28 protein-coding genes and 2 tRNA genes are annotated in these 24,728 nt (G+C 64.2%); 3 read left to right on the top strand and 27 right to left on the bottom strand.

The features are described from left to right. Positions 1–174: 174 nt before the first annotated feature. The 20 genes from AC3IS2_RS03840 to AC3IS2_RS03935 form a co-directional block, all read right to left on the bottom strand. Entirely contained in the window at positions 175–3,585 is a 3,411-nt protein-coding gene (locus AC3IS2_RS03840) for a DEAD/DEAH box helicase family protein (RefSeq protein ID WP_489199352.1), read from the bottom strand. Between the two features lie 28 nt (positions 3,586–3,613). Continuing rightward, positions 3,614–3,940 (bottom strand): helix-turn-helix domain-containing transcriptional regulator, encoded by a 327-nt coding sequence (locus AC3IS2_RS03845; protein ID WP_489199353.1) that lies wholly within the window; start codon positions 3,938–3,940, stop codon positions 3,614–3,616. A gap of 25 nt (positions 3,941–3,965) precedes the next feature. Next, on the bottom strand, positions 3,966–4,340 hold the full coding sequence (locus tag AC3IS2_RS03850) for a type II toxin-antitoxin system RelE/ParE family toxin (protein WP_489199354.1): 375 nt from the start codon (positions 4,338–4,340) through the stop codon (positions 3,966–3,968). 8 nt (positions 4,341–4,348) lie between these two features. Next, on the bottom strand, positions 4,349–4,882 hold the full coding sequence (locus tag AC3IS2_RS03855; protein ID WP_489199355.1) for a hypothetical protein: 534 nt from the start codon (positions 4,880–4,882) through the stop codon (positions 4,349–4,351). 3 nt (positions 4,883–4,885) lie between these two features. Then, positions 4,886–6,043, bottom strand: coding sequence for a restriction endonuclease subunit S (locus AC3IS2_RS03860; protein WP_489199356.1), 1,158 nt, complete (start codon positions 6,041–6,043; stop codon positions 4,886–4,888). After that, positions 6,040–7,608 carry a type I restriction-modification system subunit M gene (locus AC3IS2_RS03865; protein WP_489199357.1) on the bottom strand — a complete coding sequence of 523 codons (1,569 nt, stop codon included), beginning with the start codon at positions 7,606–7,608 and terminating at the stop codon, positions 6,040–6,042. Before AC3IS2_RS03865 ends, AC3IS2_RS03860 begins: the two co-directional genes overlap by 4 nt. 246 nt (positions 7,609–7,854) lie before the next feature. Continuing rightward, positions 7,855–8,346, bottom strand: a complete 492-nt coding sequence (locus tag AC3IS2_RS03870) for a MobA/MobL family protein (RefSeq protein WP_489199358.1) — start codon at positions 8,344–8,346, stop codon at positions 7,855–7,857. Beyond that, positions 8,318–8,815 (bottom strand): MobA/MobL family protein, encoded by a 498-nt coding sequence (locus AC3IS2_RS03875; RefSeq protein ID WP_489199359.1) that lies wholly within the window; start codon positions 8,813–8,815, stop codon positions 8,318–8,320. The genes AC3IS2_RS03870 and AC3IS2_RS03875 overlap by 29 nt, the downstream gene beginning before the upstream one ends. Positions 8,816–8,824: 9 nt before the next feature. Further along, positions 8,825–9,100 (bottom strand): hypothetical protein, encoded by a 276-nt coding sequence (locus tag AC3IS2_RS03880; protein ID WP_489199360.1) that lies wholly within the window; start codon positions 9,098–9,100, stop codon positions 8,825–8,827. Positions 9,101–9,320: 220 nt separating this feature from the next. Continuing rightward, positions 9,321–10,523, bottom strand: a complete 1,203-nt coding sequence (locus AC3IS2_RS03885) for a helix-turn-helix domain-containing protein (protein WP_489199361.1) — start codon at positions 10,521–10,523, stop codon at positions 9,321–9,323. Between the two features lie 95 nt (positions 10,524–10,618). Then, a complete protein-coding gene (locus AC3IS2_RS03890) occupies positions 10,619–10,804 on the bottom strand; it encodes a helix-turn-helix transcriptional regulator (RefSeq protein WP_489199362.1) in 186 nt (61 codons plus the stop codon). A gap of 80 nt (positions 10,805–10,884) precedes the next feature. Continuing rightward, positions 10,885–11,565: a hypothetical protein gene (locus AC3IS2_RS03895; RefSeq protein ID WP_489199363.1), complete on the bottom strand. Its 681-nt coding sequence runs from the start codon at positions 11,563–11,565 to the stop codon at positions 10,885–10,887. Positions 11,566–11,573: 8 nt separating this feature from the next. After that, complete coding sequence (locus AC3IS2_RS03900) at positions 11,574–12,758, bottom strand: tyrosine-type recombinase/integrase (protein ID WP_489199364.1); 1,185 nt, start codon at positions 12,756–12,758, stop codon at positions 11,574–11,576. Positions 12,759–12,903: 145 nt separating this feature from the next. Next, positions 12,904–12,993: transfer RNA gene (locus AC3IS2_RS03905), tRNA-Ser, on the bottom strand. A gap of 95 nt (positions 12,994–13,088) precedes the next feature. Then, entirely contained in the window at positions 13,089–14,030 is a 942-nt protein-coding gene (locus AC3IS2_RS03910; RefSeq protein ID WP_489199365.1) for an NUDIX hydrolase, read from the bottom strand. Positions 14,031–14,037: 7 nt separating this feature from the next. Continuing rightward, on the bottom strand, positions 14,038–14,631 hold the full coding sequence (locus AC3IS2_RS03915) for a YfbR-like 5'-deoxynucleotidase (RefSeq protein ID WP_441455625.1): 594 nt from the start codon (positions 14,629–14,631) through the stop codon (positions 14,038–14,040). Between the two features lie 156 nt (positions 14,632–14,787). Continuing rightward, entirely contained in the window at positions 14,788–15,672 is an 885-nt protein-coding gene (locus AC3IS2_RS03920; protein ID WP_489199367.1) for a methyltransferase type 11, read from the bottom strand. Between the two features lie 93 nt (positions 15,673–15,765). Beyond that, positions 15,766–16,626 carry an AAA family ATPase gene (locus AC3IS2_RS03925; RefSeq protein WP_489199368.1) on the bottom strand — a complete coding sequence of 287 codons (861 nt, stop codon included), beginning with the start codon at positions 16,624–16,626 and terminating at the stop codon, positions 15,766–15,768. 76 nt (positions 16,627–16,702) lie between these two features. Further along, positions 16,703–16,909 carry a hypothetical protein gene (locus AC3IS2_RS03930; RefSeq protein WP_489199369.1) on the bottom strand — a complete coding sequence of 69 codons (207 nt, stop codon included), beginning with the start codon at positions 16,907–16,909 and terminating at the stop codon, positions 16,703–16,705. Then, complete coding sequence (locus AC3IS2_RS03935) at positions 16,906–17,340, bottom strand: hypothetical protein (protein WP_489199370.1); 435 nt, start codon at positions 17,338–17,340, stop codon at positions 16,906–16,908. The genes AC3IS2_RS03930 and AC3IS2_RS03935 overlap by 4 nt, the downstream gene beginning before the upstream one ends. Before the next feature lie 168 nt (positions 17,341–17,508). Between AC3IS2_RS03935 and flbT the strand changes: the two genes are divergently transcribed. Continuing rightward, entirely contained in the window at positions 17,509–17,934 is a 426-nt protein-coding gene (gene flbT / locus AC3IS2_RS03940; RefSeq protein ID WP_489199372.1) for a flagellar biosynthesis repressor FlbT, read from the top strand. Beyond that, positions 17,894–18,256 (top strand): flagellar biosynthesis regulator FlaF, encoded by a 363-nt coding sequence (gene flaF / locus AC3IS2_RS03945; protein ID WP_489199373.1) that lies wholly within the window; start codon positions 17,894–17,896, stop codon positions 18,254–18,256. Before flbT ends, flaF begins: the two co-directional genes overlap by 41 nt. Positions 18,257–18,565: 309 nt before the next feature. Here flaF and AC3IS2_RS03950 read toward each other — a convergent pair whose 3' ends face one another. From AC3IS2_RS03950 to AC3IS2_RS03975, 6 genes are all read right to left on the bottom strand, one after another. After that, a complete protein-coding gene (locus AC3IS2_RS03950) occupies positions 18,566–19,204 on the bottom strand; it encodes an exopolysaccharide biosynthesis protein (protein WP_489199374.1) in 639 nt (212 codons plus the stop codon). Between the two features lie 148 nt (positions 19,205–19,352). After that, a complete protein-coding gene (locus AC3IS2_RS03955) occupies positions 19,353–20,519 on the bottom strand; it encodes an isovaleryl-CoA dehydrogenase (RefSeq protein ID WP_431565319.1) in 1,167 nt (388 codons plus the stop codon). A gap of 42 nt (positions 20,520–20,561) precedes the next feature. Further along, positions 20,562–21,344: a lysozyme gene (locus AC3IS2_RS03960; protein WP_489199375.1), complete on the bottom strand. Its 783-nt coding sequence runs from the start codon at positions 21,342–21,344 to the stop codon at positions 20,562–20,564. 103 nt (positions 21,345–21,447) lie between these two features. Continuing rightward, positions 21,448–22,863: a magnesium transporter gene (mgtE, locus tag AC3IS2_RS03965; protein WP_489199376.1), complete on the bottom strand. Its 1,416-nt coding sequence runs from the start codon at positions 22,861–22,863 to the stop codon at positions 21,448–21,450. Positions 22,864–22,925: 62 nt separating this feature from the next. Continuing rightward, a tRNA-Leu gene (locus tag AC3IS2_RS03970) sits at positions 22,926–23,010 on the bottom strand. A gap of 297 nt (positions 23,011–23,307) precedes the next feature. Then, a complete protein-coding gene (locus AC3IS2_RS03975) occupies positions 23,308–23,613 on the bottom strand; it encodes a FliM/FliN family flagellar motor switch protein (RefSeq protein ID WP_489199377.1) in 306 nt (101 codons plus the stop codon). Positions 23,614–23,622: 9 nt separating this feature from the next. Between AC3IS2_RS03975 and lipB the strand changes: the two genes are divergently transcribed. Continuing rightward, positions 23,623–24,339: a lipoyl(octanoyl) transferase LipB gene (gene lipB / locus AC3IS2_RS03980; RefSeq protein ID WP_489199378.1), complete on the top strand. Its 717-nt coding sequence runs from the start codon at positions 23,623–23,625 to the stop codon at positions 24,337–24,339. Here the strand turns inward: lipB and AC3IS2_RS03985 are convergent. Continuing rightward, positions 24,315–24,719, bottom strand: coding sequence for a DUF805 domain-containing protein (locus AC3IS2_RS03985; RefSeq protein ID WP_489199379.1), 405 nt, complete (start codon positions 24,717–24,719; stop codon positions 24,315–24,317). The genes lipB and AC3IS2_RS03985 overlap by 25 nt on opposite strands. Positions 24,720–24,728 lie beyond the last annotated feature (9 nt).

Consider the following 24,728-nt stretch of genomic DNA (forward strand, 5'->3'; position numbering starts at 1 on the left):
AGATGGCGCTTTTTCAGGCGGTGGCGGAGAGGGTGTCCGCCATGGATACGTGAAACTGTAGATAAAACAGGATCTTAAAATTTATCGCTATATCTACCCACGTTTTTACCCTCGTTAGAGTGGGCGATGTGACTAGCGCTTGAAGCGCGATCAGGCATCGCTGCAACTCTCTGCCTAAGCCGCCGCCCTTCTCTTCACTTCATCCAAGATCGTGATCACTTCGGTTGTGTCCGTGAGATTGAACAGGCCTGATACCCCAAGGGGGTCGAAGTCAGTGAAGGGGCTCTCATAGAGAAGGTCCGGATTCATCTGGCCTCTCTCGGTCAGGTGGTCGATGACCATGTTTAGGAACTCGATCTGGCTTGCGGAGAGGGTTCGCCTCCCAATGAACCCAGCGAAGGCCAGTTTGGCGGCCTCACGATCCAGACCGACGAGAGAGCGGACAAAGAGGCCTAGCCCACCCTCGGTGTTTAATCTGGCGAGGTCTTCGGGCTCGGCGACCCCAGCTTGGACGAAGATCCGTTCAAGTTCCGACAGATCAGTTGGCGTCAATGGCTCGTTGCGGCGCACTTTCAAAATGGCGATGTGGCTAGCGTTTTCTTCGAGGAAATGCTGCGCCTTACGTCTGAACCGATCCATATCGGCCCCGACGCTAGTACCGGGTAGTTCGATCTCCGTCCCCGCGCCGATCTCGTCCTCAAAGTCGGTGCGGACGATCGGACGCTTTTTTATCTCGATGAGCTTGATGAGTGCACGCAATCGACGGCGTACGCTCTCCAACATCGGTGCAGTCGCGTCCTGCCAGAACTCTTCCGACTGGATCTCTTGGATAAGCGCCAATTCCTTGACGATCATTGGGATGTTGCTTTTCTCTTCGAGCAAGCTGGCTAGGGCGACGATCTTGTCTCGCAATCCGGCGAAGCTGGCTTCGGCGCGCAGCACGGACAACTGGGTGCGCAGAACTAGGGCGTCGAACTGTTTGGCGGCGATGTCGTCGTCGGAGACGCTGGTGGGCAGTCCCGCAATATCGCGGATTAACTCGGCTTGATCATCCAGTCCCAAGCGGTCCCAGGCTTCGGGAGCGGCATACTTTTCAACCAGCCGCCGCTTCGGCCGAACCAGAAAATTATCCAGGTTCATGCCTGCGACGGTGTCATGAAGGCCGCTAGCGAGATCGTCTCGCAAGGCTCGGATCTCTGCGTCCGGACGCTCGGCTTCCACGGTCGCCAGGGGTGCATCGAGCGCGCCGATCAGTTCGACCCGCGCCGCGAAAAGGCGCTGGCTGAGCGAGGCTCCGACCGCGCCATCGCTCACTTCAGGGTTCTGGTTGAAGAATTCCAAATTCTGGCAGAAGTCAAAGACAGAGAAATATTTCTTGTCTTGTCCGGGGCCGAATAGATCGGGGCAGAGCCGGGTGCCACGGCCAATCATCTGCCAGAACTTGGCCTTCGAGCGGACGATCTTGAAGAAGACCAGATTGACGACCTCGGGTACGTCGATGCCAGTGTCCAGCATATCGACGGAGACGGCGATGTGCGGCGCTTTATCTGCCTGGGAGAAATCGTCGATCAGGGTCTGGGAATAGGGATCGCCCGAGATCACGACGCGGGCGAAAGAGCCGGCTAGACTCGGATAGGCTATGTCGAAGCGCTCGACGATGAAGCGGGCGTGATCCTGATTCTTGGCAAAGACGATGGTTTTGCCCAGGCGATCGCCATCGGCCACGCGCTGACCGTGGGTCATCAGGTGCTCCAGCACCTTGTCGACGGTATCGGCGTTGAAGAGCCACTTGTTGACGGCGGCGGGCTCGACCAGGGCGGGCACATTGCCGTCCTCGTCCCATTCGACGGCGTCCCAGGCCTCTTTCTCGTCTTCAGGAAGGTCGTCGTAGCGAATGCCTTCGCGCTCGAAGCGCAGCGGCACCGAAACGGCCTTGGGAGGAACTAGGAACTTGTCGCCGACCGCCTCGTCCAGGCCATAAGCGTCGGTCGGCACGCCGCGTTGCAGGTTGAACAAGCCGTAGGTGTCTCGGTCGATTTCGTCTTTGGGCGTGGCGGTCAGGCCTACAAGGAGACTGTCGAAATAGTCGAAGATCGCGCCATATTTCCGATAGATTGAGCGGTGGGCCTCATCGATGATGATCAGATCGAAATGGCCGGGGCCAAAGCGTCGCGCTTCACCACCCTGTTTGCCGTCGATCAACCCCATCATGGTCGGGTAGGTCGAGACATAGACCCGGCCGGTCGAGGTGCGGTCCGAGATCAAGTTCACTGGCGAGGCCGAGGGCAGGAACTTCTTGAACGCCCCGGCGGCCTGTTTCACCAGCGCTTTGCGATCCGCCAGGAACAGGATGCGACGCGCCCAGTTCGCGGTCATCAGCAGGTCGGCCAGGGCGATGACGGTGCGGGTCTTTCCCGAGCCTGTCGCCATCACCAGAAGCGCGCGGCGCTGCTTGTCCTTTTCAAAAGTTTCGGCGACCCGGCGGATAGCGCGAGTCTGGTAGTAGCGTCCCGCGATGTCCGCATCGATCGGGGCGCTGGATAGGGGGCGCAGGCTTGTCCGCCGACGTACCGCAAGTTCCAGTTCGTCCTTGGTCAGGAAGCCTTGGATGGCGCGCGGCGGATAGCGGCGGTCGTCCCAGATCCAGTGTTCATAGCCATTGGTGTAGAAGATTATTGGCCGCTGGCCGGACGCGGCTTCCAGACAATCGGCGTAGAGTTCGGCCTGGCGCTGACCGACGCGTGGGTCTTTCTTGGTGCGCTTGGCCTCCACGACCGCCAGCGCCTTGCCGTCATCGCCTCGCAGCACGTAGTCGACAAAGCCCTGGCCGGGGGCGTTGGGCATGCCCGTGACCGGAACTTCCAGCTCCAGATTGCCCGCGCCGACCGACCAGCCGGCCTCACGCAGCAGGAGGTCGATGAAGAGGTCGCGGGTGGCGGCTTCATTGTAGTCGTGGTCGTCAGGGCGCACGGTGTTGGCGGCTTTGGCGGCGGCGACCTGGGTGCGGAGGTTCGCCAGTTCCGCTTCCAGGGCCGCGCGGCTTTCGTCGCTGGCGCGGGCCAGGGCTTCAGCGGCTTCGCGCGCCTTGACCGCATCGACGAAGCGCTCTGCGGCGGCGTTCAATTGGTCTAGGCGCGTGGCCGGTACGGCCTTGTTCAGGGGCAGGGCGTCGGCCGAGAAGGTCAGGGTCCCCGACGGCTTTTCGCCCCGCGCATAGGTGCGGGCCAGCCAGTAAGAAAAGTGGAACAATTCGCGCGCAGCGGCCAGGCCGTCAGCGGCCGGGATGGTTTTGGATTCGTGCGCGGCGCGATTGCCCAGATCCTTTAGCGCGCGGGCCTTGGTCAGCAGCGCCGTGCCGACCAGCGCCTTGAAGGTCGGCTCATGGATCCGCGCCGATAGGGTTTTTTCATAGGGGGAGCGCAGGCTGGCTTCGTGACGATATAGCCAGTCGACGATGGTTTCCAATGTCAGCCGGGAATAGAAGCACGCCCCTCGCGCGTCGGTGCGGGCCATGCTCTCGGCGCGGACGGCGAGGGCGTGAACCTCGGCGAATTCGGCGGCCAGGAAGCTGAACTGTGACGTCATAGTTTCCCGCCCCCGCGTGTTTGTCGACTTAGGCCACCGCCGCCAGAGCGCGGACTTCCAAGTGCACCCCAGTCTTATCCTGCAGCACGCCGATTACCCCAAACAGGTTGCCGGCCGTGGGATTGCCCTTAGGGCCAAACATTCGCATCAGGCTCTTGGGCGGGGTGTGGGTGGTTTCGGCTAGTTCTTCGAAGCCGATGGTGGCGTTGATGTAGTCGCGCAGCACAGAGCGGCCGCCGTCGGTGTCGCCCTCCAGCAGGCATTGCACCGCCTCCTGAAACAGCGCTTGGCGAAAGGCCGGATCGCGTTCGGCGCGAGCGCGAACGGTCGCCTTGAAATCGCGGGTCAGAGCCATGGGTCTCTCCTGATACTCAACTCGTTTACTTGGTCTTCTTTTTCGTCGTCGTCTTCATCGTGTTGGGCGCTGAGCCAGGGGCCGTTTTGCGCGCCTTGTAGTCTCGCCAGCAGGCTAGGGCCGCCTGGATGTCGCGCTGCTGGCGCTGCTTGGTTCCGCCGCCCAGCAAGATCACCAGGGTCTTGCCGTCCCATCCGAAATAGATCCGGTAGCCGGGGCCCCGGTCGATCTTTATCTCGGCTGCGCCCTCGCCAATCGGCTCCACCCGAGAGGTATTGCCATCGGCCAGCCGCGTCAGGGCGATGGTGATGATCGCCGCAGCCGACGGATCCAAACCATCGAACCAGACTCCAAACGGACTGCGTTGGCCGTCGTCTTGATATTCCTCTATCCGGATCAAATGGTACCCTAAACGTTACCGATGGTCAAGCGTCGCTCGTGGGCGAGATCTAGCTTGGGAAAATGCGCCGCAAAGGCGGCCCTTACAGGCGCCCAGAGGGCTGGGTCTAGCGGCCACTTGCAGTTGACGGTGTTGAGTACTGCGTAGCCGGCGGCGGCGAGGTCGACGGCCAGAGTCTTTTCCATGGCGCCGACGATGTCGCGCAGCGGCATGTGCGCCGCCATCAGCGCCTCGCGGGTCGCGCCGTTTGCCTTGGCGACTTCGTCATAGAGCGGGCCGTGGCTGATCAGGTGGAAGGTGCATGCCTCCAGCGGCACGTTGCGCTTTTCCAGATGCTTGCGCAGGGCGTTCTGGGTGGCGACCGAGCCCAGATGCTGACCCATGCGGGTATAGGGCGCGGTGGCGTGCGGACTGGAATTGTCGCCGGTGCGACCGACATAGTGCAGGTCGCCCGACGACGTCTCGACCCGCCAGACATACAGCCAGAACCCGCGACGCAGTATCGGGCCTGGGAGGGTCAGGACGTGGGTCGCAGGGGCCATGGCTTAGAGCTCTCCCCGGAACGCGCGATGCTGGAGGGAGGCGAAGAGGGCGTCTAGGTGGGCGAGCTGCCTTTCGGCAACAAATCTTGTTTGCTCGGCCTGGAGGACGAAATTCGCAAAAATGTCCTGCTCACTTCGTGGGGGCAGAATTAGCGGAAATTTTCTTAAATCTCCAAGGTTTATGCCCTGTACTGCGATGCCTCTTGTATAATTCTGCATCCATCGCATACCGAGCGGACTTTCGAGCGCTGACCGGACAAATACTGGATTGGCTTCCGAGATCGCCAGGCGCGCCGTATCCTGCGTGATGTTCGCTCCAGCAATGGCTTCGGGTACAAAAGCCATGCGACCCACGTGGCCGCGGATACTAATCAATAGGTCGCCCGCACGCAGCGTGGAGCGCCTATACTGCTTAGCGATTTCGGGACTGGTACGTCGCAGCTGCTCGGTGAGGATAGTGCCGAATTTGATGTCAACAACCCGGACGTATGGCTGACCATTGGGTATGTCTGGGCCAGGCTTCAGGATGCCATAGCTCACTGGCCTTTCGGGGTCGATTACCGAACCAAGTTCCACCTTTGGATATCGAGTGCGGGGGCCAACAGACTCCCCGAACATTTCTTGAAATTTAGCCTGACTCAATTTCATCATGCACAAGATCACCTCCCGCCGCTTGCGGCGCAGGATGTCGGCTTGGTCGAGGATCGCCGCGATCCGCTGCTGTTCACTGAGCGACGGGAGGGGGATTTCCAGCCGCTTCAAGACATCAAGCGTAATGCCTTTGACCGTCGCCCCGGTCGCTTGACCCTCCAGAACCGCAGCCTTGCTCATTAGAGCATGGAGTAGATACCGGGCATCAACTCTCGGCCCAGGCAACAGCGCCTTGATGTCCTGGTTGATTGCAACGTCGACGGTATTGATCGCCACCTTACCAACCGCCATTCGGGTAGGAACAAGCAATGACCCTGCTGCGATTATGTTGGTGGCCGAGCGTGAAACCCCCAGCGGGGTGATTCTGTCGATCGTCGCGTCAATCTGAGTGGACTTAAAATCTTTGACTGAGGCCCACGGGATATCTCCCCCCCAGTAGGCACTCACGGCCTTGTCGGGTGTGCCACCACCCTTGATCTGAACGAGGTCGCCAAGCAGAGCGGTATTCACCTGACCATCTCCTCGAGCTTGGCCAAGCCCTCGGCGATCTCGGACTCTAAGCGTTTCAGCTGGGCGATGATCTCGGCTGGGCTTTCATGCGCGACGGCCTCGTGGATGGTTTCCTTGTAGCGATTGATTGACAGATCGTAGGCACCGTCGCCGACTAGGTCGGCCTTGGGCACCACGAAGCTCTGGGCCGTGCGCGGGCGTTCCAGCTCGGCGGTGCCGCGTTCCTCCCAGCGCATCAAGAGATCGGGCAGGTTGTTCTTGTCGTGCTCGGCATCGGTCAGATCGGTGACCGGGGCGACGCCCAGCTTGTCTTCCGGCAGCAGCGGCTGGCGCCTGTCGTCCAGCGACCAGCCGTCGGCCTTCAAGTCGTAGAACCACACATTGTCCGTGCCGCCCACGCCGGTCTTGGTGAAGATCAGGATGGCGGTCGAGACACCGGCGTAGGGGCGGAACACGCCCGAGGGCAGGGAGATCACCGCGTCCAGCTTGTGCTCTTCCACGATCATCCGGCGCAGTTCCTTGTGCGCCTTGGATGCGCCGAACAGCACTCCGTCAGGTACGATCACCGCCGCCCGGCCGCCCACCTTCAGGAGGCGCAGGAACAGGGCCACGAACAACAGCTCGGTTTTGCGGGTCTTGATGATGCGCTGCAGGTCGACCGCTGTTTGTTCATAGTCGAGCGAGCCCGCGAACGGCGGATTGGCCAGGATCAGGTCGTACTTGTCCTTCTCGCCAGCGATGTCTTCGCTCAGGCTGTCGCGCGGCTCGATCACTGGGTTTTCCACCCCGTGCAGGATCATGTTCATCGAACCGATCCGCAGCATGGTTGGATCGAAATCGAAGCCGTGGAAGGCCTTTTCGTGGAAGTGCTGGCGGGCTGCGGCGTCGCGAAAAATCTCCGGGTGATGGTCGCGCAGATATTCGCCAGCCCCGACCAGGAAGCCGCAGGTGCCGGCGGCCGGATCGCAGATCACGTCGGAGGGCTTGGGCTCCATCAGCGCCACGATCAGATTGATGATGTGGCGCGGGGTGCGGAATTGGCCGTTCTGGCCAGCGCTGGCGATCTTACCCAGCATGTACTCGTAGACATCGCCCTTGGTGTCGCGGTCTGCCATCGGCACATGGTCCAGCTTGTCGACCACCTTGGCCAGCAGGGCCGGCGTCGGAATGGCAAAGCGGGCTTCCTTCATGTGCCGGGCGACCGCGCCCTCAGCGGCGACCTTTTCGCGTATGAACGGGAAGACGTGTTCGTCAACGATCCGGAACATGTCTCGCGGTTCGGAGTCCTTGAACCGGGACCAACGCAAGTTCTCATAAAGCTCGCCGCCGAGCTTTTGCAGTTCGGGGCCACCCCTGCCGTCGCGTCCATCTGGGAAGATGCGGCGCTCAATGGGCCTTTTCAGCGCCTCGGCCTTGCGTTCCTCGACCGTCTGCAACTCATCCAGGCGCTTGATGAACAGGAGGTAGGTCAGCTGCTCCATGACGCTAAGCGGGTTGGATACGCCACCCGACCAGAAGTCGTTCCAGATCCCGTCGATCTGGTTTCGAATGTCGCCCACCAGCATTTACATCTTCCCGCACTTGGCCCCATGGCCTGGCCTGGGGCGCTCAAAACGCCTCGCCATAGCCAGCGACCACCAGTCATTTGGCGGCGCGTCTGGTGATCATGTCGAGTCGCAGTCTCTCCCCCAGGTAGTAGTGCAGGGCTTCGGGCACGCAAAGCTATAAGCAGCCGACCGCACGCCAGAATCCCGGACCGCGAGGTGCGTTCGTGGGCAGGGGCATTCTGGCTTCAAACCTCCAAGCGGCGGTTATCGCCCCATGCCTCGATCCGGATCTCGCGTTCGTATGACAGACCTTTGATGCTCCCGGCCCGGTTGCTCCAGCGCGATTTGACGTGCAGCCTTTTGCAATGCGTTCAACACGCCCAGTCGGCCGGCCACGCGAACCATTGAACGGGCTGTGTCAGCCAACTTTTGGCGCTCGGCGGCGATGAAGGCGCGGCCTCGATCAATATATGCCGAAAGGCTGCGCATCTCCTTGATCATGGCGTTGAGTTTTCCGCGCTCCGTGATCGGCGCGCTCAGTTCACCCGGACGGGCTCTGGCATTTGCGCGGCGTTCCATGGCGCTGATCATTGGCCCTAGCTTGACCGTCGGCGCGAGCGCCTTACCCTGGCGTTCGAAGCTGCGGTGATCGACTCGTTCACAGAGGTTGGCTTGAGCCAATGCGCCATTGATCAACCTGGCCCAGTCCTCCCTCAAGACCTCGACCTCAACCGATGCGCTGCTGGAAACGTCCAAGGCTCGCGTCTTGGCTCCAAGGCCGTCCCGGCTGATGACGCGTGGTCGTGAGCAGGTGGGCGTGGTGGTTGCGCTGATCGCCTTCCAGGCTCGGCGGATGGATGGCAACATCAACAACCACGCCGTAGCGATCGACCAACTGCTGTGCGAACGTCGCGGCCAGGTGGCGGCGCGCGTCGGCGGAGATTTCGGCAGGCAGCGCCAACTCGTATTCTCGCGCGACCTTCGCGTCTTTGCGCTTTTCAGCAGTTTCCACCCCATTCCAAAGCCGTTCGCGATCGAAGGCCCAGGATGGCGCATCTCTAGGCGCAAGGATGAAAGCCTCAATGACCGGCTTATTGGTGTAGTCGTGAACGCGCCCGTCGCGGTTATTGATCAGGCGCTCGCCCGCGCGGTAGGCCGCAGCGGCGACAGCGCTGCGGCCCGAGGCGCGAGAGACCGACCTCACCGTCAAGTGAAAGATCGACATGGCTGACGGCTAGTCGGTTGTCGTCGGTGATGGCGGAGACCAGCCTTCGAAGGGGCGGCGATCCGCCTCGCGACCTATCCGCTGTATCAATGTGGTGAGGATGCCGACATATCGCGGATCCTTACTGGCGGCGTCGAGCAGAAGGCCGCCGAGGATGATCTTCCTTCGGGTGTCGGCCTTCCGCTCATGGGCGCTGGCGCGAGCGGCAATCGCGTCAAGCCGCGCTTGAGCCTGGGCGACTTTCAAGCGAGCTTTTTCGATACGGTCTTGGGTAGGGGAGGTCATTGCGGCTGCCTCCGGATCAAATATCTCCGCGCTCCACCACCCGAAGGGACGAAAGGAGCAAGGGCGCACTTTAGCATTGGTTCCCAATGCGCGCGGCAAGGGCGGAGCCCCTGCACCCAGCCACGTTGTGGCCATGGGGCTACGCGCCCCAAACCCGCGCTGGCGCCGCGATGCGGCGGGAACGGCGACGGCGCCAGCGCGCCGTGTTTGGTCGTCCCGCTCATGGCAGATACCACCCTCTGGTCGTGAAGCAGGCGGCCCGGCCCTGGCGCTTCTTGCGGATGAAGCCCTCGGTGTCGCAGGTGCGCATCCGGTCGAGCACACCGGCCCTGTCCAGTTCCAGGGCGAAGCGACCGGACGAAGTCATGGCCCAGGAGGCGGCGGCTTTTTCGTCGCGGGCGGCGGCATAGCCCTCCCTGGCTCCGCTGTCGGAGCCGACGAAGTAGCCGACCGTGCCAGCGATGAGGATTGCCACAGCGGCGGCGCAGGCCGCGTACATGGTGGCCTCAACCCATAGGCGACGTTCGGTGCGTTCCTCCTTGGCGTTCTCGATCAACCGCTTCGCGACGGTCTCGACCTGTTGAACCGTATCGGAGACCTGTCGAATGTCGTCGCCATGTTGCTGCTGAACGCCGGCTGCGGCCCCACGGTAGGCCGCATTTGTAACGTCGCCTGGGGCGATCACGATCTTGGACAGCGCGGCGACGTGCCGGGTGTCTTCTCGTGCGCGTTCGGCCAGTTGAGCTTCGAAGCGGCGGAAGCCGGCCAGCACCTGGTGGTTACCGCCTATGATCTGGGCCAGCGCCGCGTCGAGCTGGGCGGCGTTGGCTTCGGCTTCGGCCGAGGCGACATCGGCGTCGAAGTCGTATCGCGCGTCTGCTTCGACTTCGCGGCGCTCGTCTCGGTTGTCAGGAAATGGGCTACGCATCGGCGCCACCACGCGATGAGCGGCCGCCCAACTGTTTAGCGAGGGTCGCCATTTCACGCCCAGGCGCTGGCGTTCCGCTTCGTCCAGCGGCTTATTCAAAGGAGTCTCTAGGAGTCGGCCGAAGCGGGGTTCGTCGGTTTTGGAACCGACGTTCGTAGGTCTAGAACCGTCTAGCGAACGATCATTCACCGGTTTGAGAAGCGGCCGATAGCGGTTGGTGAGACCAGGCTTTCTGCGGACTTTCAGGTGCCCGCCGGAGATCAGCTTCTTGAGAGCGTTCTGGATCGCCCTAGGGGTGACACTTGCGGCCTCGGCTAAACGCGACTGCGAGGGCCAGGCTTCGCCTGTGACGCCGTTGATGTGGTCGATCAGGAGGCCCGCCACGCGGCAGGCCAGATGACTGGTGGCGGGATCGGTGAAGACCTGTCGAAGCCAGACAAACTTGATCCTAGCGGATCGCTTGGGGTCGGTGAGGGAAGATATTGAGGCGCGCATCATCGTGTCCTCGCGCTAGCGAAGACTCCTGTTCTCATGTGTGAGGAGGGGCGCTCAGAAAGCGAGCGTGGACGGCGGAGGGGCTATGGGCAGGCCTATTCGGCCGACAGACTGTCGAGCCAGCGTTGAGCCTCCGACACCGCAATCACGGTGCGCTTACCGACTTTCAAAGGCCGGATGCGATCCGACTTCACGAGTTGATAGAAGGTGCTTCGACCGATCGAATATGAGGAGCAGAACTCCGAGACGGTCAACGCCATCTTATGGGCCGTGTTGTGCACGTGAAACTCCTAGGCGGCCGCCGTCAGTGGCGGACGTCCAGAGGTTCAGGGAAGTGCAGGCGATGCGCAGCTAGGCTGAACTAGCTAAACGGATTTAATCGCGTTTCCGATTGCCGCTTTTTGGCTGCTTTCCACTGAGCAACGACGAACGCGACCTGCTTGTCCGAGGGCCAACCAGAAATCGGCCCCATCTTTCGAATACCTTTGGCAATGTCGGTGGAAGCCGTGATGTGTGGATGCGCTAGGACATAGCGGTCATAGCGTTTGAGCGCCTCAACTCGCCATGTGATCCGCACTTTCGCACTTTCTGTTCCGCCGGACGAAAGGCCCTCCTTGTGGGTCCGAAACCCCAGGACGCTTTCCATAAGTTCGACCTTATTTTCCCCAAGCTGCGCGAGATAACTCGCTGCCATGACGGTGTCGAAAAGCATGCCGTCAACAAAGGCCGCGCGTTCAGGGTCATCTGCTAGGACTGCCTTTCGCTTGAAAACTATCGATGCCCAAAATATGCGAGCGGAAAGAGCTCGGCGGGCTCGTTCGCTGAGATGTTCCACATCCGACGAACGCAGTTCCGACCGCAAGGCCGAACCTGCGAGACGCATGAACTCCTCATTTGACAATTTTTCGGACTGCAAAACGTCCAAGCAGCTTGCAAGGACGGCTTCGAGGAAAGCATGAAGCGAAGCTCGGATCGCCACATCATCAATGGCGATGAGGGCGTCATTGGAGGGTGATGGGCGTGTCTTCGGTTTCTTTGACATGCGTATTCCTAATAGGTGGCGGCACCCCAATCGCGCATTAAACCTTTCCGTTTCTCAAATAGGTCGCCGCGACGATAGGCAACTTCCACCTTGTTGGCGACCGCATGGGCTAGGGCCATCTCTACGACTTCCGACGGATAGTCCGTCGTTTCAGCCGCCCAATCTCTGAAGGTGCTGCGGAAGCCGTGCGTCGTGAGATCTTTCCGATTCATCCGTTTGAGGGTGGAGAGCATGGCCATGTTGCTAAGCGGTTTGTCGGGCGCGTTGCCAGGAAAGACAAAATCAGTTCGGGCCCCCTCTTTCAGTAGGAGCAGGATCGCAAGGGCGCCGTCGCTCAAGAAGACCTTGTGCTCTCTCTTGGCCTTCATCCGCTCCTTGGGGACCGTCCAGGTGGCGGCGTCGAGATCGATCTCGTCCCAGGTAGCGGCGATAACCTCGCCCGTTCGGGCGGCGGTCAAAATGGCGAATTCCAAAGCGAGGGCGCCGACGCCGGTTTGGCTGCGAAGGGACGACATGAAAGCTGGAAGATCGCGATAGGGCAGGGCGGCATGGTGCTGGACGGCCTGTACCTTCGCACGGGCGGGCAGCATCTTGTCGAGATGGCCGCGCCACCTCGCGGGGTTTTCGCCCGTGCGGTATCCTCGCGCCGTGGCCCAATCCAGCACGGACTCGATCCGTCCGCGTAGCCGGCTGGCGGTCTCGGGTTTCTCGGACCAGATCGCCTCCAGAGCCTTCATCACCAGAGCCGTGTCTATGGCGGCCACGGGCAAGCTTCCGAAAATCGGGTCGGCATAGGTGGTCAGCGTCGATTCCCACTGTGCGGCGTGCTTGGGGTTCTTCCAGGCTGACTTGTTGGTCTTGATGTAGGCAGCCGAAGCCTGTTTGAAGCTGATCGCCTTGGCGTCTTCCAGTCGCTTGGCTTGTCGCTCCGCCTTGCGCGCATCGATGGGATCAATCCCCGACAGCTTCAACCGACGCGCTTCCATCGCCAAGTTTCTGGCTTCTGTGAGCGTAATCGTGTGAAGCGGGCCAAGCCCCATTTCGCGTTCGCGGCCGTCGAGTGCGTAGCGGAATATCCACGACTTTGTGCCGGATCGGCTCACCTGAAGGTAAAGGCCGCCGCCATCGGCATACATGCCCGGCTCTTTGGTGCGGCCAACGAATAGGGCGCTCAGCCTGGACAGGTTCCGCATAGCTACCCTCGTCACTACCCACGTTTGTTAGGCGGATTGTGACGCGCGCCCGCGAACCTGTCCACATGGTGGTGGACGCATGGCTAGGATTTCATTGAGCTATTCGGACGGCCCTGTTCCTAGATGGACATCTAGGAACAGCCGGTGGCGGAGAGGGTGGGATTCGAACCCACGGTAGGCTTCCACCTACGCCGCATTTCGAGTGCGGTACATTCGACCACTCTGCCACCTCTCCGCGGGGCCGATATTCGCTTGGTCGAGCGAGGGGCTTCTCTAGTCAAAGGCGGCGCGGGCCGCAAGCGATTCGAGCGAAGAAATTCGATAAAAGTTTCAGCGCTGTCCGGGCAGGGTCAGGCCGGGCGCGGGACCGCCCAGGGGATCGGCGCCGACGAAGCGGAACAGCTCGGCCGGACGACCGCCGGTATCGCTGGAAAACACCCCTGTGGCCTGGACCAGACCGGCGCGTTCGACGCCGCGACGGAAGTTCTGCTTGTGCAGGGACAGGCCCGCGACGGCCTCGGCGGCGGCCTGCAGGGCCGACAGGGTGAAGGTGTCGGGCGTCAGGTCGAACAGGACCGGGCGATACTTCAGTTTCGAGCGCAGGCGGCCCAGGGCGGTGGCGACGATGCGGCGGTGGTCCGAGGCCATCGGCAGGTCGGGCAGGGCCGGGGGCGCCAGGCGGTCGTGGTCGCGGGCGGACTCGGCGACCAGGCCGGCCTCATAGAGCAGCTCATAGCGCTCCAGCACCCGCTCTTCATTCCAGCGGCGATCAAGCGTCAGGGCGAACAGGGTCTCGGCGCGACCCAGGCGGCGGGCGTCGCCGTCGGCCCAGGCGCGCAGGGCGGGCTCCAGCGCCTGCATTACGGCGGGTTGGCCGTCGCGCCAGTCCTCCCACGGGAAGATGTCGAAGGCGGGGGTCCAGGCGGCGTCCAGGCCGGGGGCCTCGGGCGCGTCGGCGGTCAGGGCCAGATAGCCGACCGAGACCTCGCGGGCGCGCTCAGGCCCCGGCGTGGCGCGCGGCGAGGCGCGGCCTGCATCGCCGAAGGTGTAGAGCTGCTCGACAAAACCGAGGGGGAAGCCCGTCTGCTCGGTGACGAAGGCGCGCAGGGCCAGTTCGAAGGTGCGGTCGCGCGCGGGATCGAACGGGCCAAAGGGAAGCGCCGGGGCGCCGTCGGCGGCGTGGGTGGTCAGGACCACGGCCTGACCGGCGCGCAGGGCGATGACCACGGCCGACAGGCCGATCCGCACGCCCTGTTCCCCCCCTTGCGTCATGCAGTTCCTATTCCGTGTGCCAGGCGTCGGCGCCGGGCAGGATGCCGACAGCTTCGGCCAGAACGCGGTAGCGGTCCAGATAGCGCTGCTGCGCCACCGAGGCGGGCAGAGGGTCGATGATCAGGTCATAGCCGGCGGGCGGCGTGCCGAAGATCTGCAGCGACTCGCGCTTGTTGAACCCGGCCAGTTGCGTCGCCTCATAGAAGGCGCAGGCGCGGTCGGCCTTCTTGATCAGGGTCTTGATCGTCTGCGGCGTCTTGGGCGGCAGTTGGAAGCGGACGTGGATCGCGGCTTCCAGCCGGGCCTCGAAGTCCTTGTAGCCGGCGCCCAGCGCCGACTTGAACGGCGAGATCATGTCGCCGATGACGTATTCCGAGGCGTCGTGCAGCAGGGCGGCCAGACGCCATTTCGGCTCCAGCCCCGGACGGATGTGGGCGGCGATCTCTTCGACCACCAGCGAGTGCTGGGCGACCGAGAAGGCATGCTCGCCGATGGTCTGGCCGTTCCAGCGGGCGACGCGGGCCAGGCCGTGGGCGATGTCCTCGATCTCGATGTCGAACGGCGAGGGATCCAGCAGATCCAGGCGACGGCCCGACAGCATCCGCTGCCAGGCGCGCGGGGGCTTGGGCGTTCTCGGCTTGGGCTTGGGCGCCAGGTCTTCGTAATCTTCGGGCAAGTTCGGCATCCTGCGCATGGGGCAGGTGAGGTGACGCATCCCGAACGCCCGATCAAGGGCAAGCGTTGCGATTCGTGGGGGTTAATCCCCGACGTTCAGCGTCACCAGAGCCTTGGCGGCGTCGAACACCCGGTTTTCGTTGCGGTCCTTGCCGCGCACCGTGGCCACGATGATCGGTCCGCCCGAAGGTCCGCGCGCCTCATAACCGACGACGCGCCAGCCGGTGGTCGAGGACTGGTCGGCGGTCATCAGGAAGGTGGCGCGAACCGCCTCGCCTGGCGCGCTGGTGCGGATGCGGGCGGCGCCGTCGGCGGCGTCGATGGAGACGACCTCCTTGTCCGAGGCGACGTTCACCTGGCCGTTCTTGTCGTCGGCGCGGATGGTGATGCCGCCGATCTTGATGTTGGCGCGGTCGCCGTCGGAGTCGATCCGCATCCCGGGCAGGCGGACGGACGCCTTGTCGCCCTGGGCGTCCACGCGCATGCCGGGCGCGCTGACATGGGCGGAGTCGGCGGCGGCTGTCGCCTCGGCGTGGGCGGCGTCGGCTTCGGCGCGGATGGCGTCGTCTTCGGCCCTGGCGGCGTCGGCCTCGGCTCGGGCCGCATCGGCGCGCGCGCGGTCTTCCGCCGATCGGACCTCGGCCATGGCTTCGGGCAGATCGGCGGTCAGGCGGTTTTCGAAAGCCTTCAGCGTGTCATGGACCGAGGCGCCGTCCAGCGACACCAGATGCAGCGTCACCTCGGCGCCGCGCGGGCCGCTGTAGACGCAGGTGGCGCCGTCGGCGCGGGCGGAACCCTTGCGGGTCAGCACGCCCTGGGTCTGGGGGCATTGCAGGGCGTCGACGACCTTGAGAACGCCGCGCGACTCCTTGCCCGACGTGGTCGTGGTGATGCGCACCGTTCCGCCGCTGTCGCAGGCGGCGGTCATGAGCGCGAGGGCGCAGACGGGCCAGAGAATCTGATGCATGGTCGGCTCCAGTTCGGGTCCGATTGTGCGCGCAAGGCGCGCCTTATCCAGTGAAATCGCGGTAATCGAAGGCGGCGGGGGCGCGGCGCTCCGTTACGATCCCGGCCGGGCGCCTTCGCGGCGGTTCAGAAAGGCTAGCCGCTCGAACAGGTGCACGTCCTGCTCGTTCTTCAGCAGGGCGCCGTGCAGCGGCGGGATCAGCTTGCCGGGCGTCTTTTCGCGCAGGGTCTCAGGCGAAATGTCGTCGACCAGCAGCAGCTTCAGCCAGTCCAGCAGTTCGGAGGTCGAGGGCTTCTTCTTCAGGCCCGGCGTGTCGCGGATTTCGTAGAAGGTGCGCAGGGCCTCGGCGACCAGGCGCGGCTTGATGCCGGGGAAGTGGACCTCGACGATGTCCTGCATCGTCTCGGCGTCGGGGAAGCGGATGTAGTGGAAGAAGCAGCGGCGCAGGAAGGCGTCCGGCAGCTCCTTTTCATTGTTCGAAGTGATGACCACGACGGGGCGAATTTCGGCGCGGATCGTCTCGTCGATCTCCTGAACATAGAACTCCATGCGGTCGAGTTCTTGCAGCAGGTCGTTGGGGAACTCGATGTCGGCCTTGTCGATCTCATCGATCAGCAGGACGGGGCGAACGGGGGCGGTGAAGGCCTCCCACAGCTTGCCCTTCTTCAGATAGTTGCGGACGTCGTGCACCCGCTCGTCGCCCAGCTGGCTGTCGCGCAGACGGCTGACGGCGTCGTATTCATAGAGGCCGTTGTGGGCCTTGGTCGTCGACTTGACGTGCCAGGTGATCAGCGGCGCGTTCAGCGCCCGCGCCAGTTCATAGGCCAGGACCGTCTTGCCGGTGCCCGGCTCGCCCTTGATCAGCAGCGGGCGCTCCAGCGCCACGGCGGCGTTCACGGCGACCTTCAGATCGTCGGTGGCGATATAGTCGGACGTGCCTTCGAACCGGCTCATGAAAAACCTGCTCCAATCGGGGGGAGACGAGCAGGTAGCTTATCAGGACGCGCCTGAACAGACCGTCCGCGGCCGCTCAGGTGATCCGCTTGGCCGCCGCCGGATCGCTGGCCGGGAAGCTTTCCTCGCAGGCCTCGTCGATCAGGGCCTCCTGACGGTTCTCGGCCTCCTTGGCCTTGTCCTTCAACTGGTCCGGCTTGCCCACTTCGCGCGGCGCGCTCTTGGAGGGGGCCGTGTTGGGGTCGGCGTCTTCCTGCGCCTTGCTGGGATGGCGTTCGGTCATGCTCTCTCCTCGCTGTCGGGGCCGTAGCCCAGGTCCTCGATGTCGTCATCGGAAAGGCGCCTGGCCTCCCAGTGGGCGGCGCTGGCCTGGGCGCCGCGCTGATTGCGCATCAGGCCGGCGTAGACCAGTTCCACCTCGTCGGGCGCGGAGCCCACTTCGCCGTCGGCGTCGGTCTCGCTGATCGGTGCTGAAACAACGCCGAGCAGGGCGTCGGCCTCCGCTTCGACGCCGTCCAGCGCCAGTGCGTCGTCAAGGTCCTGATCGTCCTCGTCAAAGGGCTCGTCGTCGGCGTCGCCGTCGGCCTGGGTCACGTCCAGAACATCGTCAGCCTCATCAAACGAAATGTCGCCCTCGCCCTCGTCGTCGAGGTGGGTTTCGTCATAGATTTCCGCCTGATCCTGGCCTTCAAAGTCGATGTCTGGATGGGCCACCGCCGCGTCTCCCTGTTCGCAAGAGGTAACGGCGGAGGTCGGCGGGCGTTCCGTGCGTCCTGTCCGCGCAATATCCCTGACACGTTCTGGAAGGGATGGTTAACCACGTCGCTTTACAGTTCCTCAGCCGCCGACCGTTCAGGTTGGGGCGCGCCACGGAGATTCCCTTTGCCGCTGAAACTATCGCTCAAGCCCGGCGAGAAATTCGTCCTGAACGGCGCTGTCGTCCAGAACGGCGACCGGCGCGGCGTCCTGGTCCTGCAGAACAAGGCCAGCGTCCTGCGCGAGAAGGACATCATGCAGCCCGAGGACGTGAACACGCCGGCGCGGCGCATCTATTTCCCCGTCATGATGATGTATCTGGACGAAGCGTCGGCGCCGAATTTCTATGACGAATTCGCCCTGCGCCTGACCGAGTTCATGGGGGCGATCCGCAACCCGGACATCCTGGCGGAATGCGTCACCTGCTCCAAGCACGTGCTGGCGCGCCAGTATTACAAGGCCCTGATGGGCGCCCGTAAGATCGTCGAATACGAAGAACAAAGGCTCGGTAATGTCGCTTCAGGCGTACAAGACGGCGGCGACGCGGGCTGAATCTCCGCGCGACATGGAATACCGGCTGTTCGGCCAGGTGACACGCGCGCTGATGCATGCGGCCACGGTCGACAAGGCGGACATCTCCACCCGGATCGACGCCCTGGACTGGAACCGGCGGCTGTGGTCGGCCCTGTCCACGGCGTGCAGCGAGCCGTCCAACACCATGCCCCAGGCCTTGCGGGCCCAGATCATTTCTCTGGACCTTTTCATCAACCGCCATACCTCGGTGGTGATGCGCGGCGAGGACGATTTCGAGACCCTGATCGACATCAACCGCATGATCATGCAGGGGCTGGCGGGGCCGTCGCCGGCTCCCTGATCACGATGGCGGGAGCGGCCTTTACGGCGCCCGCCAAGCGGTCCTAGCCTGACCTTCCTGTTCAGCAGTCGAAAGGAGGTGGCCAGTGTCTCATTGTCATCAATCGCGAGCGACAGCCGCGATCTGGTCCTCTCGGGAGGCCCGGGCCTGATCCTTCGGGAAGGCAGCGGTTCGGCCGTTCGCGGTCAGACAATGAAGCGCCGCTGGGGCAACCCGGCGGCGCTTTTTGTTGGCGCTGCTACGCTTCGCGCTGCTTGAGCGCATTTTTGTTGGCGCTACCACGCTTCGCGTTGCTTGAGCGCAAGCTGACTAGAACAGCGTGCCGAACCAGTGAGCGATGCCGTGGATGATGGCCACGACCGTCGCCCAGACCAGGGTCAGATAGACCCCGCAGACGGCCGTTCCGATCAGGCCGGCGATAATGAAGACGCCGTCCCTCTGGATGATGCCCAGGCCGAAGATCGCCAGGGTCAGGCCGGGCAGGGCGTCCCCGAACGGCACGGGCATGGCCATCATCAGCGCCAGCAGGATGCAGATGACCCCCACGACCACGTCGGCGGCCTCGCCTGTCAGGATCGGCAGGCGCGGCCGCGTCAGCCGCTCGATCTGACGGAGGCGGGGCAGGATCTTCTGGCTGGCGTTCAGATAGGTGGCGCGGCTGACCGACGCCTTCATCAGCCAGCGCGGCAGCCAGACCTTGTCGCGTTGCAGCGCCAGTTCTGCGGCGATCAGGATGATCGGCACCGAAAACACCGCCTTGCCGCCCGGAGGCCAGGGGATCAGCGCCATCAGCGACAGCATCAGGATAACGGCGCCGAAGCCGCGCTCGCCGAAGGCCTCGACCATCTCCTTCAGGCTCAGCTTGGGATCGTCGCCATAGCCCAGCCGCTCCAGCACGTCGGAAAACGTCCGGCTCTCGTCGGGCGGCGGCGTGGAAACAAGCGTCATCAGGCGAGACTCGGGGAGCGAAGGTCCGCCAAGTTAGGGGCGGCGCGACGACCGCGCCATCCCCAACGCATGGGGTGCGGCTTAATGTTTCGTCACGTGGCGGGCAGAGTGATCATCAAGGCGACCCTTCGCCCGCCGCGCGGTTTCGTCAGCCCAGAAGTTCGCGCCCGATCAGGAAGCGGCGGATTTCGTTGGTGCCGGCGCCGATGTCATAGAGCTTGGCGTCGCGGACCAGACGCTCGACCGGCCATTCCCTGGTGTAGCCGGCGCCGCCCAGGGCCTGGACGGCCTCCAGCGAGACCTTCACCGCGTTTTCCGAGGCCAGCAGGATGGCGCCCGCCGCGTCATAACGGGTGGTCTTGCCCTGATCGCAGGCGCGGGCCACCGCGTAGACATAGGCGCGGGCGCTGTTCAGGGCGACGTACATGTCGGCGACCTTGGCCTGCATCAGCTGGAAGCTTCCGATGGCCTTGCCGAACTGCTTGCGCTCGCGGACGTAGGGCAGGACCACGTCCAGCGCCGCCTGCATGATGCCCAGCGGACCGGCCGACAGGACGGCGCGCTCATAGTCCAGGCCGCTCATCAGCACCCCGGCGCCGCCGCCGACGGGGCCCATGACGTTCTCTTCCGGGATTTCGCAGTCCTCGAACACCAGCTCGGCGGTGTCGGAGCCGCGCATGCCCATCTTGTCCAGCTTCTTCGAGACGCTGAAGCCCTTCATGCCGCGCTCGACCAGGAAGGCGGTGCAGCCCTTGGAGCCGGCCTCGGGGTCGGTCTTGGCGTAGACCACCAGGGTGTCGGCCGACGGGGCGTTGGTGATCCAGAACTTGGTGCCGTTCAGGACGTAGCGGTCGCCCTTCTTGTCGGCGCGGGTGCGCATCGACATGACGTCCGAGCCTGAGCCGGCTTCGGACATGGCCAGCGAACCGACGTGCTCGCCGCTGATCAGCTTGGGCAGGTATTTGTGCTTCTGTTCGGGCGTGCCCCAGCGGCGGATCTGGTTGACGCACAGGTTGGAGTGGGCGCCGTAGCTGAGGCCGATCGAGGCCGAGGCGCGGCTGACTTCTTCCATCGCCACGACGTGTTCGAGGTAGCCGAGGCCGAGGCCGCCGAACTCTTCCTCGACCGTGATGCCGTGCAGGCCCAGCTCGCCCATTTCGGGCCACAGCTCGCGCTTGAACTCGTTTTTCTCGTCGATTTCGGCGGCGAGCGGGGCCAGGCGGTCGGCGGCCCAGCGGGCGGTGGTTTCACGAATGGCGTCGGCGTTCTCGCCGAGGCCGAATTCCATGGATTGGGGCGCGAAGGGAATGCTCATGCCGCAAGCCGTAGCATCGCGCACGCGCTTCGCAAAGCGGCCTTAGACGGCGCTCTTATTGTTCCGGTTGCGCGCCAGGTTCCACCCCGCCACGCCGATGAAGATCAAGCCCAGCAGCACCAGAACCCCGCCGATCAGCATGGCACCGTCGGCTGTCTGCGACGCCGTCAGGGTGCGACGGAAGGCGGCGATCCCGGCCATGAAGGCCAGCAGGCCGATGCCGCCGATGAAGATCACCGCGCCGGTGTCCCCGGCATGGGCGGCGGGCATGGCGCGACGCTCGTGACGCAGCACCTGAATGGTGGCGGGCGCGCTGTCGTCGGCGGGGGTGTCGGCGCGGGCGCCGGGCCCCTGAACGGGGGCGGTCAACAGCCGGTCCAGCGGGGCGGGACGGTCGGCGGGCGTGTCGAACAGGGCGCGTTCGGCCGAGCGGCGACGATAGAGGGCGTCGACCGGCGGCGGCGTGCGGTCGGGCCAACCGCTGAGGGCCTCGGCCGCCTTGGACGTCGCGCCGGCGTTCAGCCGTTCCAGCACGTCCGAACCCTCGAACCGCTTCAGGCCGATCGATAGGATGAAACTGACCAAGGCGTCGAACTGATGCTGATTCAGCGGGATCAACACGCGGGTGTTGATCGCCTCCACCACCGGCATCAGGTCGTATTGCAACAGAAGTTCGGCTTCGACCTCGGTGATCGTGGCGCCGTTGCGGGCGGAGCGGGTGTGGCCATAGCCGATCGTCAGCACGCCGTCGCGGCGACGAACGGCCCGCGGACGAAAGCCCTCGAAGCTCTTGATCAGAAGCAGACCCTCGCGGGACACCTTCATGCGTTGGGACGTGGCTGCGGACACGGACTGACCCATTTCGAAACGGGCGCGCTCGCCCGCTAGGCGAAGCAGCAAGCCGTGTTCCGAAATGCGCGGTCCCGCTTCAGAGCAGGACGAGGGTCGCCAGGCCGAGGAAGATCAGGAAACCGAAAAAGTCCGTGGTCGCCGTCACGAAGACGGCTGAGGAGACGGCCGGGTCGAACTTGAGCTTGGACAGGGTCAACGGCGTCAGCACCCCGACCGTGGCTGCGACCAGCAGGTTCAGGATCATGGCCGCGGCGATGACCGCGCCCAGGCGCCATTCCTGGAACCAGAAACCCGCCGCCAGACCCACCAGGGGAGCCAGCACCAGGCCGTTGGCCAGGCCCACCATCATCTCGCGCGAGAAGGTGCGCACGGCGTTGGAGCTGTTCAACTCGCGCGTCGCCAGGGCGCGCACGGTGACGGTCAGGGCTTGCGTGCCGGCGTTGCCGCCGATGGCCGAGACGATGGGCATCAGGACGGCCAGGGCGACGATCTGCTGGATCGTGCCCTCGAAGAAGGCGATGACCCCGGCGCCGAGCATGGCGGTGAACAGGTTGATGCCCAGCCAGGGCACGCGACCGCGCACGATCTCCAGCACGCCCGAGGACCGGTCTTCATCCGAGACGCCGGCCAGGCGCAGGATGTCCTCGCGGTTCTCTTCCTGAATGATGTGAACGATGTCATCGACCGTCAGCTGGCCGACCAGCCGGCCCGAGACGTCCACGACAGGGGCCGAGATCAGGTTGTACTTCTCGAAGATGTAGGCGACCTCTTCCTGATCGACATTGACGGCGACCTCGTTGACCGGCTCCATCAACTCGGAGAGGGGCGTCTCGCGCGGCGCGCGCAGCAGGCGGCTGATGGCGACGCCGCCGACCGGGCGGTTCAGCGGATCGACCACATAGATGTCGAAGAAGAGTTCGGGCAGGTCCTCGCCCTGGCGGCGGACGTGGTCGATGGTGTCGCCGACGTTCCAGAACTGCGGCGCGGCCATGACCTCGCGCTGCATCAGGCGACCGGCGGAATCCTCGGCGTAGCCCAGCGAGCTTTCGATCGCGGCTCGATCGACCTCGGGCATGGCGGCCAGCACCTTCTCGCGCTGGTCGTCCTCCAGGTCCTCGACCACGGCGGCGGCGTCGTCGGACTCCAGCTCCTGCAGGGCTTCGGCCAGGGTCAGGTGGGGCACCCGCTCCAGCACTTCCTCGCGGATGCCGTCATCTAGCTCGGGCAGGGTGTCGGCCAGCAGGTCCGGCGGCAGCCACTGGACCACCACGGCGCGGTGCTCGGCCGTCAGGAAGCCCATCAGGTCGGCGACGTCGGCGGGGTGCAGGTCTTCCAGCAGGCCGCGCAGGCGCATGCCGTCGCCGTCGTCGGCGGCGTCCACGACCTTTTCGACGAAGGACGCCGTCAGGGCGTAGTCCTCGCCGAGGGCGACGTGATCTTCGGTTTCGATGTCGGGAGCAGGGGCCGGGGAGGCGGAATCCGTGTTGGTCACGTGTCTGCCTCCCCGAATGTCATCAGCCTGGTAGCAGCTGAGTTTCGCCCTGTCAGATCAGATGGTGCGGTCGAGAAGACTCGAACTTCCACGGGTTGCCCCACAGCGACCTCAACGCTGCGCGTCTACCAATTCCGCCACGACCGCTCGCATCGGAGGGCGGGCAATAGCGGAGAGGCGACGGAAAGAAAAGGGGGTTTTGCGGAAATAGGCGAAGGTGACGATTTTCCCCCCAGAGTCCCTCTCCCGGCGGGAGAGGGCTTGAGCCTCCAAGAGCGTAGCGATTGGTCAGGCGAAAGGGTGAGGGGCTGACAGTCCAGTCGGCGTTCAGCCGTAGATCTGCGGCATTCGCCGACATAAGCCGAGAACCCTCACCCTTTCGCGCAAGAACGATCGCTGACGCTCTCGTGCGCTCAAGCCCTCTCCCATCGGGAGAGGGAAGGCTTAGGCCGCGCCGGCCATGAAGTCGTAGACGTCGGCGGTGCGGGTCACGGTGATGGCGATGCGGTCGTCGCGAATCTCGATCTCGCCGCGCGCCACCGGGTGGTTGTTGGCCAGGATCCAGACCTCGTCTTTTTCCGAGGCGTCGAGAGGGATCACCGCGCCGCGGCCCATGCGCAAAAGCTGCTGCATCGGCAGGACCGAACGGCCCAGCACGACCGAAATCTCGACATCAACGGCTTCGATCTGGCTCAAGACGATACTCACAATCAACGGGCGGCCCTTGCGCCGCCGCGTTCGGAAACACATTGAAGCCTCATGCTTGCCGACCCGTTAAGCCTGATCGAACCCTCCCTGATCCGCGCCGACGGCCATGCCGTCGAATGGGCGGTCTCGACCGGCTATGTCGATTACGAACCCGCCGTCGCAGCCATGGAGGCCCGCGTCGCGGCCATCGCGGCGGGCGAGGCCGAGGAGGTGGTCTGGCTGCTGGAGCATCCCCCTCTCTATACCGCGGGGGTCTCGGCCAAGGACGACGACCTGCTGGCCCCCGACCGCTTCCCGGTCCACCGGACGGGACGGGGCGGGCAGTTCACCTATCACGGGCCGGGCCAGCGCGTGGCCTATGTCATGCTGGACCTGAACCGGCGCGGCAAGGACGTGCGCGCCTTCGTTCACGGGCTGGAAGACTGGATCATCGGCGCCCTGGACCAGTTCGGGGTCGAGGCCGGGATGCGCGAGGGCCGCGTCGGCGTCTGGGTCGAGCGCAAGGGCGCGGGCTGGAGCCGCGAGGACAAGATCGCGGCCATCGGCGTCAAGGTGCGCAAATGGGTCAGCTTCCACGGCATCAGCCTGAACGTGGAGCCGGACCTGGACCACTTCGGCGGCATCGTGCCCTGCGGCATCACCGAACACGGCGTGACCAGCCTGGTCGATCTCGGCGTTCTGGCGACGATGGATGAGGCTGACGGGGCGCTGAAGGCGTCGTTCCAGCGCGTCTTCGGTCCGGTTCAGGCCGGCGTTGCGCCGCTCTGAGTCTTCGGCGGCGCGCCGTAGCGGTTGAAGGCCTTCTGCCCGGGAAGCAGCGCCAGATCGAAGGCGACCACGATCAGGACGGCCGCGGCGGCCCAGTCCAGCGGCGCCTGGGGGCGGGGCCAGGCCAGGGCGACGGCCAGCAGGATCAGCCCGCTCCACCAGCCCGACCGTCCGCGATCATGCAGTCGTTGCGACAGGACGCAGGCGCCGCAGTAGAGCAGCAGGGCCGCGACGACCCAGCCGGCCATATCTCGCAACGCCAAGGGCGCCAGCAGGTCGAACGCCGCCCACAGGGCCAGCAGGGCGCCGGCGCCGGCGATGAAGCCAACCCGGCCGATGCGGCCGCTGGACGTTAGAAAGAGATCTGAGATGAGGGGCATTCGGCGCTG

It is taken from the genome of Brevundimonas sp. KH_025 (assembly GCF_057839885.1).